This is a genomic window from Bradyrhizobium sp. NP1 (assembly GCF_030378205.1).
In the GTDB taxonomy this organism is placed as follows: domain Bacteria; phylum Pseudomonadota; class Alphaproteobacteria; order Rhizobiales; family Xanthobacteraceae; genus Bradyrhizobium.
In genome coordinates this window covers 4,528,501-4,545,501 of record NZ_CP127385.1, presented here as the reverse complement: position 1 = coordinate 4,545,501, position 17,001 = coordinate 4,528,501, and the positions used below count along the sequence as shown (strand labels likewise).

General features: G+C 65.5%; 14 protein-coding genes. 8 read left to right on the top strand and 6 right to left on the bottom strand.

What is annotated here, in order from left to right:
- Positions 1 to 9 precede the first annotated feature (9 nt).
- From QOU61_RS21995 to gntR, 3 genes are all read right to left on the bottom strand, one after another.
- Complete coding sequence (locus tag QOU61_RS21995; protein ID WP_289653293.1) at positions 10 to 744, bottom strand: SDR family oxidoreductase; 735 nt, start codon at positions 742 to 744, stop codon at positions 10 to 12.
- Between the two features lie 123 nt (positions 745 to 867).
- Positions 868 to 2,691: an IlvD/Edd family dehydratase gene (locus QOU61_RS21990; RefSeq protein WP_289653292.1), complete on the bottom strand. Its 1,824-nt coding sequence runs from the start codon at positions 2,689 to 2,691 to the stop codon at positions 868 to 870.
- A 160-nt stretch (positions 2,692 to 2,851) separates the two neighbouring features.
- Positions 2,852 to 3,922, bottom strand: coding sequence for an HTH-type transcriptional regulator GntR (gene gntR / locus QOU61_RS21985; RefSeq protein WP_289653291.1), 1,071 nt, complete (start codon positions 3,920 to 3,922; stop codon positions 2,852 to 2,854).
- Between the two features lie 214 nt (positions 3,923 to 4,136).
- Here gntR and QOU61_RS21980 point away from each other — a divergent pair, with 214 nt between their 5' ends.
- The 8 genes from QOU61_RS21980 to QOU61_RS21945 all read left to right on the top strand — a co-directional run bounded on the left by QOU61_RS21980 (position 4,137) and on the right by QOU61_RS21945 (position 12,548).
- Positions 4,137 to 5,198 carry an ABC transporter ATP-binding protein gene (locus QOU61_RS21980; RefSeq protein ID WP_289653290.1) on the top strand — a complete coding sequence of 354 codons (1,062 nt, stop codon included), beginning with the start codon at positions 4,137 to 4,139 and terminating at the stop codon, positions 5,196 to 5,198.
- A 58-nt stretch (positions 5,199 to 5,256) separates the two neighbouring features.
- On the top strand, positions 5,257 to 6,579 hold the full coding sequence (locus QOU61_RS21975; RefSeq protein WP_289653289.1) for an ABC transporter substrate-binding protein: 1,323 nt from the start codon (positions 5,257 to 5,259) through the stop codon (positions 6,577 to 6,579).
- Positions 6,580 to 6,717: 138 nt separating this feature from the next.
- Complete coding sequence (locus QOU61_RS21970; RefSeq protein ID WP_289653288.1) at positions 6,718 to 7,677, top strand: carbohydrate ABC transporter permease; 960 nt, start codon at positions 6,718 to 6,720, stop codon at positions 7,675 to 7,677.
- Between the two features lie 83 nt (positions 7,678 to 7,760).
- Positions 7,761 to 8,669, top strand: a complete 909-nt coding sequence (locus tag QOU61_RS21965) for a carbohydrate ABC transporter permease (protein WP_289653287.1) — start codon at positions 7,761 to 7,763, stop codon at positions 8,667 to 8,669.
- 53 nt (positions 8,670 to 8,722) lie between these two features.
- On the top strand, positions 8,723 to 9,709 hold the full coding sequence (gene denD / locus QOU61_RS21960) for a D-erythronate dehydrogenase (RefSeq protein ID WP_289653286.1): 987 nt from the start codon (positions 8,723 to 8,725) through the stop codon (positions 9,707 to 9,709).
- A gap of 39 nt (positions 9,710 to 9,748) precedes the next feature.
- Positions 9,749 to 10,681 carry a sugar kinase gene (locus QOU61_RS21955; protein WP_289653285.1) on the top strand — a complete coding sequence of 311 codons (933 nt, stop codon included), beginning with the start codon at positions 9,749 to 9,751 and terminating at the stop codon, positions 10,679 to 10,681.
- Complete coding sequence (gene eda / locus QOU61_RS21950) at positions 10,678 to 11,322, top strand: bifunctional 4-hydroxy-2-oxoglutarate aldolase/2-dehydro-3-deoxy-phosphogluconate aldolase (protein WP_289653284.1); 645 nt, start codon at positions 10,678 to 10,680, stop codon at positions 11,320 to 11,322. The genes QOU61_RS21955 and eda overlap by 4 nt, the downstream gene beginning before the upstream one ends.
- Positions 11,323 to 11,378: 56 nt before the next feature.
- Positions 11,379 to 12,548 carry an acetyl-CoA acetyltransferase gene (locus QOU61_RS21945; RefSeq protein WP_289653283.1) on the top strand — a complete coding sequence of 390 codons (1,170 nt, stop codon included), beginning with the start codon at positions 11,379 to 11,381 and terminating at the stop codon, positions 12,546 to 12,548.
- A 17-nt stretch (positions 12,549 to 12,565) separates the two neighbouring features.
- Here the strand turns inward: QOU61_RS21945 and QOU61_RS21940 are convergent, their stop codons facing one another.
- The 3 genes from QOU61_RS21940 to QOU61_RS21930 all read right to left on the bottom strand — a co-directional run bounded on the left by QOU61_RS21940 (position 12,566) and on the right by QOU61_RS21930 (position 16,739).
- The gene (locus QOU61_RS21940) at positions 12,566 to 13,366 is read right to left on the bottom strand and encodes an EfeM/EfeO family lipoprotein (RefSeq protein ID WP_289653282.1); all 801 of its coding nucleotides are present in this window, start codon (positions 13,364 to 13,366) and stop codon (positions 12,566 to 12,568) included.
- 14 nt (positions 13,367 to 13,380) lie between these two features.
- Positions 13,381 to 14,802: a cytochrome c peroxidase gene (locus QOU61_RS21935; RefSeq protein WP_289653281.1), complete on the bottom strand. Its 1,422-nt coding sequence runs from the start codon at positions 14,800 to 14,802 to the stop codon at positions 13,381 to 13,383.
- Positions 14,803 to 14,864: 62 nt separating this feature from the next.
- The gene (locus tag QOU61_RS21930; protein ID WP_289653280.1) at positions 14,865 to 16,739 is read right to left on the bottom strand and encodes a phospholipase C; all 1,875 of its coding nucleotides are present in this window, start codon (positions 16,737 to 16,739) and stop codon (positions 14,865 to 14,867) included.
- Between the last annotated feature and the right edge of the window lie 262 nt (positions 16,740 to 17,001).

Sequence of the window (17,001 nt, the reverse complement as noted above, 5' to 3'; positions counted from 1 at the left end):
AGGAATTATCTACAGCGTCCAGCCGCCGTCGATGATGTGCGCCACGCCGGTCGTGAATGCGCTCTCGTCGCTGGCGAGATAGACCGCGAGCGAGGCGATCTCTTCCGCGGTGCCGAGCCGGCCCATCGGCTGCCGCGCGACGAACATCTCGCGCCCGCCGGGACCGGCGGCCGACGCGCGCTGCAGCATCGACGGCGTCTCGATGGTACCGGGACAGATGCAGTTGCAGCGGATGCCTTTTGAAATGAAATCGACCGCGACGGCCCGCGTCAGCGCCGCGACGGCGGCCTTGGTCGCACCGTAGACGTAGCGGTTCGGCGCGGCCTTGAACACGCCGGCGGCGGACGAGATGTTCACGATCGCGCCGCGCCCCTGTTCCAGCATGCCCGGCAGGAACGAACGGATGGTGCGATGCATCGACTTGACGTTGAGGTCGAAGGAGAAATCCCAGTCCTCGTCCGAGCAGTCGAGCACCGTGCCGTGATGCACGAAGCCGGCGGCATTCAGCAGCACGTCGATTGCGCCGACGCGTTTGGCCATCGCGGCCACCGCTGCGCTGTCGCGCGCATCGAGCCTGGCGACCTCAGCGATGCCTTCATTCTTCAGCGCGGCGAGGCCCTTTTCGTCGATGTCGGTGGCAAACACGCTGGCGCCCTCGCGCGCGAAGGCGATGGCCGAGGCGCGGCCGATGCCGGCGGCTGCCGCGGTCACGAAGGCCCGTTTGCCCTTGAGGCGGTCTGACATTGCGTTTCTCCCCTACGACATTCTCGGATTTTCCCGGTGTCATACGCGGGCTTGACCCGCGTATCCATCTTGTTTGCGAAAGGGATGGATTGCCGGGGCAAGCCCGGCAATGACAGTCAGGTCCTAATGATTATGCCGGGCGACGCCGACCTTGCCCGCGATGTCATGGTAGCGGGTCGCGAGCTCCATGCAGGCGCCGGTCGCCTGCTGGCCGACGGTCGCGCGATAGAGCTCCTGCCACGGCGTCTGGTCCGCCGGATACGGGAAGCCGCCCTTGGCCTTCAGCTCGGCGCGGCGGCGCTTCAGCTCCTCCTCCGAAACCAGGATGTCGGCGGTCCCCTTGTTGAGGTCGATCCGCACCTTGTCCCCGGTCCTGAGGATCGCGAGGCCACCGTCGGCGGCGGCTTCCGGCGTGGCGTTGAGGATCGAGGGCGAGCCCGACGTGCCGGATTGCCTGCCGTCGCCGATGCAGGGCAGCGACAGGATGCCGCGTTTGATCAGCGCCGCCGGCGGCTGCATGTTCACGACCTCCGCGCCGCCGGGATAGCCGATCGGGCCGGCGCCGCGAATGAACAGGACGCAGCGTTCGTCGATGTCGAGCGCGGGATCGTCGATCCGCTCGTGATAGTCCTCCGGTCCCTCGAACACGATGGCCCGGCCCTCGAAGGCGTTGAGGTCCTTCGGATTGCTCAAGTAGCGGTCGCGGAACTCTTTCGAGATCACGCTGGTCTTCATGATCGCGGAGTCAAAGAGATTGCCGCGCAGCACGAGGAAGCCGGCATCCTTCACCAGCGGCTTGTCATAGTTCCAGATCACGTCGCCGTCGGGCAGCGGCGCCTCGCGGCAGTTTTCCCCCATGGTCCTGCCGTTGACGGTCAGCGCATCCTCGTGGATCGCCTTGTGCTTCATCAATTCCCGTACCACGGAAGGCACGCCGCCGGCGCGATGATATTCCTCGCCGAGATAGGCGCCGGCCGGCTGCATATTCACCAGCAACGGGATCTTGTGGCCGACCTTCTGCCAGTCGTCGATGTCGAGTTCCACGCCGACATGACGGGCCAGGGCGTTGATGTGGATCGGCGCATTGGTCGAGCCGCCGATCGCGGAATTGACCACGATGCAGTTCTCGAACGCCTTGCGGGTCAGGATGTCCGACGGCTTGAGATCCTCCCAGACCATATCGACGATGCGCACGCCGGTCTCATAGGCGATCTGGCCGCGTTCGCGGTAAGGCGCCGGGATCGCGGCACAGCCGGGCAGCGACATGCCGAGCGCTTCGGCCAGCGAGTTCATGGTCGAGGCGGTGCCCATGGTGTTGCAATGGCCGATCGAGGGGGCGGAAGACGCCACGATCTGCATGAACTCTTCATAGTCGATCTCGCCTGCGGCGAGCCGCTCGCGCGATTTCCAGACCACGGTGCCGGAGCCGGTGCGCTGGCCGTCGTGCCAGCCGTTGAGCATCGGGCCGCCGGAGAGCACGATGGCGGGCAGATTGACGGTCGCGGCCGCCATCAGGCAGGCAGGCGTGGTCTTGTCGCAACCCGTGGTCAGCACCACGCCGTCGAGCGGATAGCCGAACAGGACCTCGACCAGCCCGAGATAGGCGAGGTTGCGGTCGAGTGCGGCGGTCGGGCGCTTGCCCGTCTCCTGGATCGGATGGGTGGGGAATTCCATGGCGATGCCGCCGGCGGCGCGGATGCCTTCCCGCACCCGATGCGCCAGCTCCAGATGATGGCGGTTGCAGGGCGAGAGGTCGTTGCCGGTCTGGGCAATGCCGATGATCGGCTTGCCCGACTGCAATTCCTGCCGGGTCAGGCCGTAATTGAGGTAGCGTTCGAGATACAGCGCGGTCATGCCCGGGTTGTGCGGATCATTGAACCAATCGCTGGAGCGGAGTTTGCGGCCTTTGCCGTTCGCACCCTGGCCATTGATGGGCGGTTTGTTCATTGGTTTCCCTCCCGCGATGCAACTCGAAGGCCCGTCGAAGGGCTTCTTTCTCTACCTTGCGCCAAATCGCGCGCATGACAAACCCAGACGAAGCGGTCGCTGGCCGTCGGGATTCGCCTTTCGACCATATCCCAGCAAATTTGGTTGCGCTATCAATTCGTCAATTTTGGACGCTTTCTCGAACCGGGGCGGACGCAGCAGCGTGGCCTCGCCGCGTCGAACTCTGCCGTGTCATCACGCTGTAACCGAGGTCGACAACCGGCTGTTCCGGTCGCCGTCCTTCGAGTGCCTCGATCACCATCGTCGCAGCGTTCCTGCCCATTTCGTAGCGGTTGGTGCGCACGCTCGTCAGTGTCGGGACGGCCGATCCCATGAATTCGAGGTCGTTGAACCCGACGATCGCCATCTGCTCCGGTACCGAAATATGGCGCCGGCGACACTCGAACAGAACGCCGAGGGCAAGGTCGTCATTGGCGCAGAAAACCGCGTCCGTGTCGGGCGCCTTTGTCAGGAGATCAGCAAACAACGTGCCGCCGAGCGTGACGGAGGTCGGCGCCGGGGTCGTCACCACAAGGCTCTGGTCGAACAGGCCGGCTTCGGTCATCGCAGCCTGGTAACCCAGAAACCGCCGCTGCACCCGCGGATCCATACGCGCGCCGAGGAATCCGATCCGCCGGCAGCCTTCGGCGAGCAGGTGGGAAATCGCCGCCCGACCGGCATCTGAATGGGAGAAACCGATCATCATGTCGACCGGTTCGGTGCCGATCTCCATGATCTGCACGATCGGGCAATCGGAGGCTTCCATGATCGCGCGCGACTCCCTGGTCTGGTCGATCCCGGTCACGATCAGCCCGGCCGGCTTCTGCGTCAGGAACACCCGCAGCAGCTTTTCCTCCTGCAGAATGCTGTAGCGGGTATTGGCGAGCTGGATGCTGTATCGGCTGCCGTCGACCGCATCGTAGATGCCGCGCAGCACGTCGGCGAACACATTGTTGGTGAGCGAGGGGATCAGGACGCCGATCACCTCGGTGCGCTGCGAGGCGAGCGCACGCGCTGCAAGGTTGGGAACGTAGCTGAGTTCCTTGGCCGCACTCTCGACCCGCACGCGCTTGCCGACCGAGAGTGCTTCGGGATTTCTGAAAAAGCGCGAGGCCGTGATCGGGCTGACGCCGGCCAGTTTGGCCACTTCGGTCAGCCGGACCTTGGTCAGCTTGCTGCGCTTTCGTGCCATCAGCGGCTCATATCATGCGCATAGGTACAGGCAAAGGGATTATTGACAGCGCTACCAAGAGATTGCTAATCGAGCGATTGCCAAAACCGTATAAACTGCGGACAATGCCGATCCGGCCAGGCCTCGCATCAACGCGAGGTCGGACAAAGAAAAAACAGGCATAACGGTGGTGGCGCTCGTCGCGCGCTGCGGGGAAATTCGAGGAGGGAAGTGGATGTCGTCTGTCCAGATCCGCGACGTGCGGAAATCGTTCGGCAATTTCGAGGTGCTGCACGGCGTGACGATCCCGATCGAGGACGGCGCCTTCGTGGTGCTGGTCGGCCCCTCCGGCTGCGGCAAGTCGACCCTGCTGCGGATGCTGGCAGGGCTGGAGAACATCACCTCGGGCACGATCTCGATCGGCGAACGGGTGGTCAACAACGTCCAGCCCAAAGAGCGCGACATCGCCATGGTGTTCCAGAACTACGCGCTCTATCCGCACATGACTGTCGCGGACAACATGGGCTTCTCGCTCAAGCTGCGCGGCGCGAAATCCGACGAGATCAACAAGGGCGTGAAGCGCGCCGCCGAAATCCTGGCGCTGACCCCGCTGCTCGACCGCTATCCCCGGCAATTGTCCGGCGGCCAGCGCCAGCGCGTGGCGATGGGCCGCGCGATCGTGCGCGATCCGCAGGTGTTCCTGTTCGACGAGCCGCTCTCCAACCTCGACGCCAAGTTGCGCGTGGCGATGCGCGCCGAGATCAAGGAACTGCATCAGCGGCTGAAGACCACCACCGTTTACGTCACCCACGACCAGATCGAGGCCATGACCATGGCCGACAAGATCGTGGTGATGCATGACGGCATCGTCGAGCAGATCGGCGCGCCGCTCGAGCTCTACGACAAGCCCGACAACCAGTTCGTCGCCGGCTTCATCGGCTCGCCGGCGATGAACTTCCTGAACGGCCACCTCAAATCCAACGGCCAGCCCTTCGTCGAGACCGACAATGGCAGCAAATTGCCGCTTGCCGCCGCGCCGTCGGCCTCCGACGGCCGGCCCGTGGTCTACGGCGTGCGGCCGGAACATCTGGAACTCGCCAGCGACGGCATCGAGGCCGAGGTCGTCGTGGTCGAGCCGACCGGCTCGGAGACCCAGGTGGTGGCGCGGATCGGCACCCAGGACATCATCGCCGTGTTCCGCGACCGTCACGAGGTCATACCGGGCGAGCGGGTCCATTTGCGGCCGCGCGCATCGGCCGCGCATGTCTTCGACAAGGACACCGGCAAGCGGCTGTGAGGCCGCCTTGCTGCGACATTCGATTCAACCAAGATCATAAACCGGGAGAAAACGTGAAATGGCTGATTTCCTGACCGACCGACGTTCGCTGCTCAAGGGCGGAGCGACGATGCTCACGGCTGCGGCGACGATGTCGAGCGAGCAGTTGCTGGGCTACGCCAAGGCTTGGGCGCAGGAGGCGCCGTGGAAGCCGGAAGCCGGCGCCAAGGTCAACCTGCTGCGCTGGAAGCGCTTCGTCGAGGCCGAGGACGTCGCCTTCATGAAGATCGTCGACGCCTTCCAGAAGGCGACCGGCGCCACCATCAACGTGTCGAACGAATCCTATGACGACATCCAGCCCAAGGCGTCGGTTGCCGCCAACACCGGGCAGGGGCTGGACATGGTCTGGGGCCTCTACTCCTTGCCGTTCCTGTTCCCGGGCAAATGCACCGATATGACCGACGTCGCCGACTATCTCGGCAAGAAGTGCGGCGGCTGGACGCCGTCGGGCGAGGCCTATGGCAAGCTCGACAACAAGTGGATCGGCATTCCCGTCGCCGCCACCGGCGGTCTGGTGAACTACCGCGTTGCCGCCATGGAGAAGGCTGGCCACAAGGAGTTCCCGAAGGACCTCGCGGGCTTCTCCGACCTCGTCAAGGCCATGAACAAGAACGGCACGCCGGCCGGCATGGCGCTTGGCCACGCCTCGGGCGACGCCAATGGCTGGCTGCACTGGGCGCTGTGGGCGCATGGCGGCAACCTGATCGACAAGGACAACAAGGTGGTCGTCAATTCGCCGGAGACCGCCAAGGCGCTCGAATATGTGAAGGGCCTGTACGACAACTTCGTGCCGGGCACCGCGTCCTGGAACGACAGCTCCAACAACAAGGCGTTCCTGGCCGGCCAGCTCTTCCTCACCGTGAACGGCATCTCGATCTATGTCACGGCGAAGAAGGAGAACCCGCAGATCGCCGAGGACATGAACCACGCGCATCTGCCGGCTGGCCTCGACGGCAAGACGCGGGAATTGCACCTCGCTTTCCCGATCCTGGTCTACAACTTCACCAAGTACCCGCAGACCTGCAAGGCGTTCACCGCCTTCATGCTGGAACCCGCGCAGTTCAATCCGTGGGTCGAGGCGGCGCAGGGCTACCTGTCGCACTTCCTCAAGGCCTACGACTCCAATCCGATCTGGACCGCGGACCCGAAGAACACGCCGTATCAGAGCGTGGCTGCAACCGCGAACACCCCCGCCGGCATCGGCAAGATGGGTGAGAATGCCGCCGCCGCGATCGCCGATTTCGTGGTTGTCGACATGTTCGCCAATTACTGCACCGGCCGCGAAGACCTGAAGACGGCGATGGCCTCGGCCGAACGCTCGGCCAAGCGCATCTTCCGCTGACGGCGGCGGCCCGACCGGGCTCGTTCCGGTCGGTGAAAGCTGGGCGCGGCGGCGATCGGCCGCACCGCGCTCCGGCGCAAACAGCAAGGCGACGCCCGGTCGGTCCGGCCGGGCGGCGCAGCTTGATTTGGAGTTCGAATGAGCACCGTTCAGACCTCGATGCCGGTCCGCGGCGTCGCCACCGGCGAGCCTTCGCTGTGGTCGCGGCTTCAGACCAACCGAAACTGGATCGCGATCTGGTTCATGCTGCCCGCGGCGGCCTTCCTGATCCTGTTCCTCGCCTATCCGCTCGGCCTCGGCGTCTGGATGAGCTTCACCGACGAGCGGATCGGCCGCGGCGGCATCTTCGTCGGGCTGGAGAACTACGAGTGGCTGTGGGACGACGCGATCTTCTGGCTCTCGGTGTTCAACACGCTGCTCTACACCCTGGTTGCCAGCGCGATCAAATTCGCGATCGGGCTTTATCTCGCGCTCCTGCTCAATCGCCACATGCCGTTCAAGGCGATGATCCGCGCCATCGTGCTGATCCCCTTCATCGTGCCGACCGTGCTCTCGGCGATCGCGTTCTGGTGGATCTATGACGCGCAGTTCTCGATCATCTCCTGGTCGCTGATCAAGCTCGGCCTGATCAATCACAACATCAATTTCCTCGGCGATGCCCAATGGGCGCGCGCCAGCGTCATCATCGCCAACATCTGGCGCGGCGTGCCGTTCGTGGCGATCACGCTGCTCGCGGGCCTGCAGACGGTGTCGCCTTCGCTCTACGAGGCCGCGACCCTTGACGGCGCCACCAACTGGCAGCGCTTCCGCTACATCACCTATCCCTTGCTGACCCCGATCATCGCCGTGGTGATGACCTTCTCGGTGCTGTTCACCTTCACCGATTTCCAGTTGATCTGGGCGCTGACGCGCGGCGGGCCGGTCAACGCCACGCATCTGATGGCGACGCTCAGCTACCAGCGCGGCATCATCAGCGGGCGGCTCGGCGAGGGTGCTGCGATCGCGACCGCGATGATCCCGTTCCTGCTCGCCGCGATCACGATTTCCTGGTTCGGCATGCAGCGCCGCAAGTGGCAGCAAGGGGGCAGCAATGACTGATCTGCGGGTCGCTGCGTCATCTTGTTTGCGCGAACGAGGCAGGCCTCGCGCGCGCTGCCGCAAGTGGCAGCAAGGAGGCGGCAATGACTGATTCCGTGTTGCAGACCAAAGCCGCATCATCCGCCGCGGGCGACGACACCGAAGGCATGAGCTACCTGGAGTCGCTGCCGCGGCGCCTCGTCACGCTCTATCTGCCGCTGTTCGTCATCCTGTTCGTGCTGCTGTTCCCGTTCTACTGGATGGGGCTGACCTCGATCAAACCGGACGAGCAGCTCATCGACATGGAGAAGTACAACCCGTTCTGGGTTGTGCATCCGACCTTCAAGCACATCAGCAAGCTGCTGTTCGAGACGGAGTATCCGCGCTGGCTCTGGAACACGATGTATGTCGCGGTCGGCGCCACCACGCTCTCGATCGTCGCCAGCGTGCTCGCGGCCTACGCCATCGTGCGGCTGCGCTTCCGCGGCGCGGACGCGGTCGGCATCCTGATCTTCTTCGCCTATCTCGTGCCGCCCTCGATCCTGTTTATCCCGCTGGCCTCGGTGATCCAGGCCTACGGCCTGTTCGACTCGCCGCTGTCGCTGATCCTGGTCTACCCGACGCTGCTCATTCCATTCTCGACCTGGCTGCTGATGGGCTACTTCAAGACGATCCCCTTCGAGCTCGAGGAATGCGCGCTGATCGACGGCGCCAGCCGCTGGCAGATCCTGGTCAAGATCGTGGTGCCGCTCGCGATCCCCGGCCTGATCTCGGCCTTCATCTTCTCCTTCACGCTGTGCTGGAACGAGTTCATCTACGCGCTGACCTTCCTGCAGTCGACGCCGAACAAGACGGTGCCGGTCGCGATCGTCAACGAGTTCGTCGACGGCGACATCTACAAATGGGGCTCGCTGATGGCGGGCGCGCTGGTCGGCTCGCTGCCGCTCGTGATCCTTTACGCCTTCTTCGTCGAGCATTATGTGTCGGCGATGACCGGCGCCGTGAAGGAATAAGCGCGCGCTGCTTCGTCGCGAAGAAAAGCAAAGAAACAAAAAGGAGAAGGCTCTTGCACGTTCTGGTCCTGGGCGCCGCCGGCATGGTCGGCCGCAAGCTGGTTGATCGGCTGTTGCGCGACGGCCGGCTTGGCAAAAGCGAGATCAGCCGCCTGACGCTGCACGATGTGGTGGCGCCGGCAAGACCTGAGAAGACAGGTTTTCCGGTCGAGGTCCTCGCCGGTGATTTCGCCGTGCCGGGAGCGGCCGAAAAGCTGATCGCCGGCCGTCCCGACGTGATCTTCCATCTCGCCGCCATCGTCTCTGGCGAGGCCGAGCTTGATTTCGACAAGGGCTACCGCATCAACCTCGACGGCACGCGGATGCTGCTCGATGCGATCAGGCTTGCCGGCGGCGGCTACAAGCCGCGCGTCGTGTTCACGTCCTCGATCGCGGTGTTCGGCGCGCCGTTTCCGGAAGCGATCGGCGACGAGTTCTTCCACACGCCGCTGCTCAGCTACGGCACCCAGAAGGCGATTGGCGAGCTGCTGCTGGCCGACTATTCCCGCCGCGGCTTCCTCGATGGCATCGGCATCCGCCTGCCGACCATCTGCATCCGTCCCGGCCTGCCGAACAAGGCGGCGTCCGGCTTCTTCTCCAACATCCTGCGCGAGCCGCTCGCGGGCAAGGAGGCGGTGCTGCCGGTCTCCGAGGACGTCCGTCACTGGCACGCGACGCCGCGCTCGGCGGTCGGCTTCCTGCTCCATGCCGGGACCATGGACCTGGCCACGGTCGGGGCGCGCCGCAACCTCACCATGCCCGGGCTGTCGGCAACCGTCGGCGAGCAGATCGCGGCGTTGAAGCGCGTCGCCGGCGAGAAGGTGGCCGCGCGCATCAAGCGGGTGCCCGATCCCTTCATCATGGGCATCGTCGACGGCTGGCCGCGCAATTTCGCGGCCAGGCGGGCGCGTGAGCTCGGCTTCACCACGGCCGAGCAGACGTTCGACGACATCATCCGCATCCACATCGAGGACGAGCTCGGCGGCCAATTCGTCAACTGATCCAGTCAACTGATCCAGGTCTACTGATCAGGTCGCAGCATGATCCGTGTTGCCAGCATCGGCGAGTGCATGATCGAGCTGAAGCCGGCGGGCGGGGGCCGCTACTCCCGGGGCTTCGGCGGCGACACGCTCAACACCGCGGTCTATCTCGCCCGGCTCGGCGTCGCCGTCGACTACATCACGGCGCTCGGCGACGATCCCTTGAGCGACGAGATGATCGCGGGCTGGGCGGCGGAGGGCATCGGCGTCGGCAAGGTCGCGCGGCTCAAGGGCAGGCTGCCCGGCCTCTATCTGATCGAGACCGACGGCAAGGGTGAGCGCCGCTTCTTCCACTGGCGCGAGAGCGCGGCGGCGCGAAGCCTGCTCGATCTGCCCGAGACCGCGTCCCTGCTGCAATCGCTGTCCGATTATTCGCTGGTCTATTTCTCGGCGATCACGCTGTCGATCTTTGCCGGGCCCGCGCGGGCGCGCCTCGTGGAGGCGCTGGGGCGCGCGCGACGGCAGGGTGCCCGCATCGTCTTCGACACCAACTTCCGTGCCCGCGGCTGGCCCGATCTCGACATTGCGCGGCGCGTCTTTGAAGAAGCGTTCCAGGCCGCCGACATCGTGCTGGCCTCGGCCGACGATCTCGCGGCGCTCTATCCGGCTGAGAGTGCAGACGCGCTGCTGGCGCGGATCGGAGCGGGCGAGGCGGTGCTGCGGCTTGCCGAGCCCGCGAGCCTCCTGCGTTTCGAGGGCGCCTCGCGCCGGATCGCGGCCGAGCCGGTGACTGCGCCGGTGGTCGACACCACGGCGGCCGGCGACAGTTTCGCCGCCGCCTATCTCGCGGCGCGGCTGGCCGGCGAGAGCCCGGTCGAGGCCGCCCGCGCCGGCCACCGGCTCGCGGGCGTCGTGGTGTGCCATCCCGGCGCGATCATTCCGCGTTCGGCGATGCCGGCAACTCCCGTTCCCCGTCGCGAGGTTTCGTCATGACCAGCAAGCAGGACAAGCTCGCAGCCTTGTTCAGATCGGCCCGCATCGTGCCGGTGCTGACGATCGAGCGGCTGGAGGATGCCGTGCCCTTGGCGCGCGCCATGGTCGCGGGCGGCGTCCGCACGCTCGAAGTGACGCTGCGAACGCCGGTCGCGGTCGAAGCCGCCAAGGCCATCATCGCTGATGTGCCGGAGGCGATCGTCGGCATCGGCACCATTCTCAACCCTGACGATCTCGCCCGCGCCGAGGCACTCGGCGCCCGCTTCGGCATCAGTCCCGGCGCCACGCCGGACCTCCTGAGCGCGGCCGCCGCGAGCCGCCTGCCGTTCGCGCCGGGGATCGCCACCGCCTCCGATGTGATGGGCGCGCTCGCCGCCGGCTTCGACCTCGTCAAGTTCTTTCCGGCCGAGCCGGCCGGCGGTATCAAGGCACTGCGCGCCTTGGCGGGGCCTTTCCCGCAGGTCCGCTTCTGCCCGACCGGCGGCATTGGCGAGAGCAACGCGGCCGCGTGGCTCGCCGAGCCCAATGTGGTCGCGGTCGGCGGTTCCTGGCTGTGCCAGGCCGCGGACATCAAGGCAGGCAACTGGAGTGGCATAACCGCCTTGTGCCAGCGGGCGGTCAAATCGGCGAAAGCGGCGTGAAGTCCTCTTTCCGATAGGCTAGAACGGGACCAAATGGGATCAACGGAGACATAGCCATGACAGCGAGCATTGTCGGATGGGCGCATACGCCGTTCGGGAAATTCGATACCGAAACCGTCGAAAGCCTGGTGGTGAAGGTTGCCAATGAGGCGCTGGCGGATGCCGGCATTGCCGCCGCCGATGTCGACGAGATCGTGCTCGGCCATTTCAATGCCGGCTTCTCCCCGCAGGACTTTACGGCTTCGCTGGTGCTGCAGGCCGATCCGCATCTGCGCTTCAAGCCGGCGACCCGGGTGGAAAACGCCTGCGCCACCGGATCGGCCGCCGTGCACCAGGGCATCCGCGCGATCGCGGCCGGCGCGGCCAAGGTCGTGCTGGTGGTCGGCGTCGAGCAGATGACCCGGACGCCCGGCCCCGAGATCGGCCGCAACCTGCTGAAAGCCTCGTATCTGCCTGAGGACGGCGACACGGTCGGCGGCTTTGCCGGCGTGTTCGGCAAGATCGCGCAGGGCTACTTCCAGAAATATGGCGACCAGTCCGATGCGCTGGCGATGATCGCGGCGAAGAACCACAAGAACGGCGTCGCCAATCCCTATGCGCAGATGCGCAAGGATTTCGGCTTCGACTTCTGCCGCTCCGAGAGCGAGAAGAACCCTTACGTCGCCGGCCCCCTGAAGCGCACCGACTGCTCGCTGGTGTCGGATGGCGCCGCGGCGCTGGTCTTGACCGATGCCGAGACCGCAAAGGGCATGGGCAAGGCGATCAGCTTCCGCGCCACCGCGCACGCGCAGGATTTCCTGCCGATGTCGAAGCGCGACATCCTGCAGTTCGAAGGCTGCACGGTGGCGTGGCAGCGCGCGCTGGAAAAGGCGGGCGTTGCGCTCACCGATCTCTCCTTTGTCGAGACCCATGACTGCTTCACCATTGCGGAATTGATCGAATATGAAGCGATGGGGCTGACGCCGAAGGGGCAGGGCGCTCGCGCGATCCTGGAAGGCTGGACCCAGAAGGGCGGCAAGCTGCCGGTCAATCCGTCCGGCGGCCTGAAGGCCAAGGGTCACCCGATCGGCGCGACCGGCGTCTCCATGCATGTGATGACGGCGATGCAGCTTGCAGGCCAGGCGCCCGAGGGCATGCAGATCAAGGATGCCAAAATCGCCGGCATCTTCAACATGGGCGGTGCCGCGGTCGCCAACTACGTCTCGGTGCTGGAGCCGGTGAAGTAGCCCGCGGCCGACGTAGCCTAGCGGGCGCCTTCCTCGAGCGTCGGCTTGTCCAGGCCGATCTTGGGAGCGGCCGTCTGCAGCAGCGCGATCAGCTCTTCGCTGCCGGCGCGCAGCTTGTCGGCGTCGAGATTGCGCAGGTCGGAGATCTTGACGGTCGCTTGCACTTGCTCGATGGCGGTGCGCGCCGCCGCGGCCAACTTTGGATCGCCGGCCGCCATGGCGTCGGCGAAGACCACCCGGTAGGCGAGGGCGATGCCGTCGGCATTGCTTTGCATGTCGTTGAGCGAGGTGCCGCTTAGCCGCGACTCGCCGCCATCAGCTTTGTTGCCGCCGATCTCGAAGGCCAGCCGCGCGATGCCGTTGAGCAGGCGCTGTGGTGCGAGTTCGACATGGTCGAGCTGCGCCTTGAGGTCGGCGAGGTGGGCAATCAGCGCGTCGGTTTCCGCGCCGGCATCGGTGCTGCGGCTCGCGCCGAACAACGTGGCCTCGATGCCGTGGAAGCCGTGGCTGGCGTTCGGCCAGGCGTCGATCTGCTGATCAAGCTCGGGGACGAAGCCGCTGGTGAAGACCTCCGAGCGCTCCCAGCCGGTGCGTGCCGCGATCCAGGCCTTGCGGGCGCCGTCGAGGTCGTGGGCGGCAAGGCGCTCGCGCAGGGCACGGGCGCCAGCGAGCGTCTGGCCGATGTCGTCGATCAGGTAGTGCCGATAGCTCTCGGCGGTGGCCTCGAGCGGCGCCGCACCCGCCTGCGGCACGACGGCCAGCGCCAGGATCGTGCCCAGCAGAAGCGGGCATATCCAGCAGTCGGCGACTTTCATCATGATGTCTCCGCTGTTCATCGCTGCAGCTCCGCCTGCGCCGGCGCGCGCAGCAGCCGCCGCCGCTCGGCGTCATGGGCCGCCCGCACGGTGGGATTGAACAGCGACCACGGCTCGGTGCCGCGCAAGAGCGGCATCGCCCTGGAAAAGGTGAGGCCGTAGTAGACCTTGTATTCGGCGGTGGCCGCGTCGAGATCGCCGGCCGAAACCGCCATGGCGATCCGGCGCAAGCTGATCACCACGTCCTTCACGGCCGCGCGGACCATGCGGCGCTCGACCAGCGCGTCGGTCACCGCGGTGTCGCGGTGGTCGGGAAACCGTTCGGCAAGGTCGCGGAACTCGCCGCCCAGGGTTTCGGCCGCAAGGTTGATCGCATCGCGGTCCCGCGCCGTGATCGCCTGGCCGAGTAGCAGCGAAAAAGTGTCGATGTCCTTGAAGCGGGTCGTCACGCCATCGCTGTCGAAAGGCTGGCGCGCATCGCCGACGGCGCGCAGATAGGCGACGAGGTCGCCGCGGTCCTGCGTCGACAGCCCGAGTTCGTAGACATGGTCGAAATGATCGACGACCTGATCAAGGCTGTCGTAGCGGCCGTCATGAAAATAGGGCGCGTTGAAGTTCGCGTTGAGCAGGGTGGGGGTCTTGTGAAGTCCGCCCGAGCCGATGTCGTGCTGCAGGTGATCGACGAACGCGCCCGCCGCGGGGTGACAGCCGGCGCAGCTGAGATTTGGATCATGCGGAAACGGCTTTGCGAACAGGGCTTCGCCGCGGCGCTCGGCCTCGTTCGCGGTCGCGGTGAGGCGACCGCGGTCGCCGAGCCTGGGGTTGGGCAGGAAATCGATCTCCTGGACATAGGCGACGATGGCGTCGAGGGTCGACGGCGACGGCTCAGGCCCGGCGAACTCGCCGACGATGACGTTGCGCACGAAGTCGCGGAGCGACGCCGTGCGGCCGTCGTGTCCGTAGGGCGCGAGGTAGCGCGCGCCGCGCAGGCTCGGAACCCGCACCGGATCGAGCACGTGATTGTCGGCCTTGGGGTTGAACAGCGCGCCGGTGGTGTCGAACGTGCCGGGTCGGGTCGACAGGCCGGGAATGAACAGCCTGGCGTTGCTCGCGCCGCCGACGTGGCATGTGCCGCAACTGATGCCGGCGCGGCGCGCGACGTCGCCGAGGATCGATGGCGAGTTGAAGGCGAGATCGCCGAGCGCCACCACATAGGAGGTGCGGTCGCCGCTATATTCCGAACGCAGTATCTCGTGCGGCACGTAGTCCGCATCCTCGTTGAGCTCACTGCCCGCCGGCAGCACCGTCTGATCCCCGTCGATCGGAAACGAGGTCGCGTCGTGGGGCAGCGCCAGCAGCAGAAAAAGGCCGGCAACGGCGCTGGTGCCGCGCCGCAAGCTTGCAGGACGTCGCTTCGCGTACTCGGTCATGGTCTTCATATTGCATTCGCGCGGGCCGGGGCGCCGCCCTGGCCCGCGCATTCTGATCTCAAACGATCTGCTCAGTGACGATCGTGATCGTGGTCGTGGTCGTGGTCGTGACCGTGATCATGGTCGTCATCGTCGTCCCGGTGGCTGGCGAACACCACCGCTCCGGTCGATGGATCGAGGATCAGCTTGTGGTCGTCATTGTCGACGCGGCGGTCGAAGTCGAACATGTGTTCGATCGTGCCCGCCATGGTGTCGAGCGAGCCGCCCGGCTGGATGCGCTCGCCATCGAGCCAGTTGTCCTCGATGAACTTCAGGACCGAGGTCTGGTCGGTCAGCGTGTGGTCGATGTGGTTGTGCTTGGCGAACGGCGAGATCACCAGCAGCGGCTGGCGGGTGCCGTACGCGCAGCGGCCCCACGCCGACTGGCCGAACGCGCCGTTGAGCGGCACATTGCGCGTCGGGCGACCCTGCTGCAGGCCGACGTTGCAGACGCCGGCGGCGTTGAGCACGTCGGTGGTCGGGTTGAACGACGGGTTGACGATCGGCGGCATCTGGTGATCGTACCAGCCGTCGGAGTCGTCATACAGGATGACGATCGCGGTGCTCGACCAGAACTTGCTTTCCTGCAGCGCGTTGCTCACCTTGATGATGAAGTGCTGCTCGTCGATCGGGTCGGAATAGCCGGCATGGCCGTCCTGGAATGCCGGCGCCTTGAGGAAGGTCACCGACGGCAGGTTGCCGGCATGGAGCGCCGCGAAGAAGTCGTCGGTGTCGTACTGGTGGTTCGCCGGATCCGCCGTGCGGGTACCCGGGATGTTGGTGAACCCGACCGATGCCACCGAGTGCGGCGGCAGGTGGTTCGGGTTGCGGGTCGACGCATAATACTGGAACGGCTGGTGGTGCGGGATGTAGTCGGTCGACGCGGAGGCGGGGCTCGCGGCGGTGGTTGCAGCCGTGAAGCGCGCGCAGCCGGTGCTGCCGTTCGCGTTGACGGTCTGCAGGTTGAAGCCGCCCTCGAACCAGCCCCAGGTGATGTTGCGCTTGTTGAGCAGGTCGCCGATGTTGGGGCCTGCCATGGTCACCTGGTCGATGGTCGGGTTGGAGCACTTGTCCTGCTCGGGATCGCCGTCACCAATCAGGGTGATGTTGCTCGACGTGTGGCTGGCGTCGCCGAATGCTTCGTGGGTCGAGTGAAGCAGATTGCCGCTGGCGTCCTGCACGTTGGTGGCGTGGGCGAAGCCGTTGGTCTGGCCCGAGATCAGGTTGATGGCGCCCGGCGACGAAGGGCCGAACTGGGTCGCGTAGCTGTTGTCGTTCATCGCGTAGTGCTGGGCGTAGTTCCACAGCGCCGTGACGGTGTTGCCGTCGTAGTAGCCCATCGCCAGGCCCTTGGTGGCGACGGCGGCTGGGGGCGCCTGCGGGCCGCTGGAGGCGGTGCCGGCACTGCCGACCCACGCCGGGAAGCCGTCCATGTTGCCGTTGTTGTAGGCGGCCTGCTCCGGCATGTCGTTGTGGCCCTGGTCGGCGGTCGACGCCTGGCTGGGCGAAAGCCGGAACGGATTGGCGGCATCAGTGCCGTTGTGCCGGGAGTTGTTGGGTCCAACCGGGGCGTTGGGGTTGGCGTTCGGGTTGTTGGCGAGGAGGTTCAATTCGCCAATCGGCTCAAAGTGATGATTGACGTCGAGCGGCGTTACAAGGTTGTTGTTGAGCGGGGTGTTGCGCTTTGCCTTGAACGGCGTCTCGCCGGGCAGGTTCATCGCCTTGGGGTACGTGCCGAAATAGTGGTCGTAGGAAATGTTCTCCTGGAAGATCACGACCAGATGCTTGATGGGTGTGCGCGTTCCATTGCGGAAATCGTCGCGATCGTGGTCTTGAGCGATGGCGCCGGCGCCGCCGATCAACAAGGCGAAAGTAGAGACCAGACCGAGAGTTATGGGCAAACGCATGAAGATTGCCTCCTTCTTGAGTATTTAATGAGATAGGTTTTTTGGCGCAGCGAAGGGTGGGGGTGGCGCCGCGGGGAAAGTTTTCAGAGCTGGGTCACAACGCGATGAACCATCCGTGACAATGCCTTGAAGGTTCGGCGACGTGATCGAATGGTGACACCGTCGCGAGGGCGCGAGGCGCGCGACCCCGCGCCGGGGCTTGACCGGCGGCGACGGATTGGAAAACAGCTTTACGCCGAGCTAACGTGGCCGATGGGGCTCG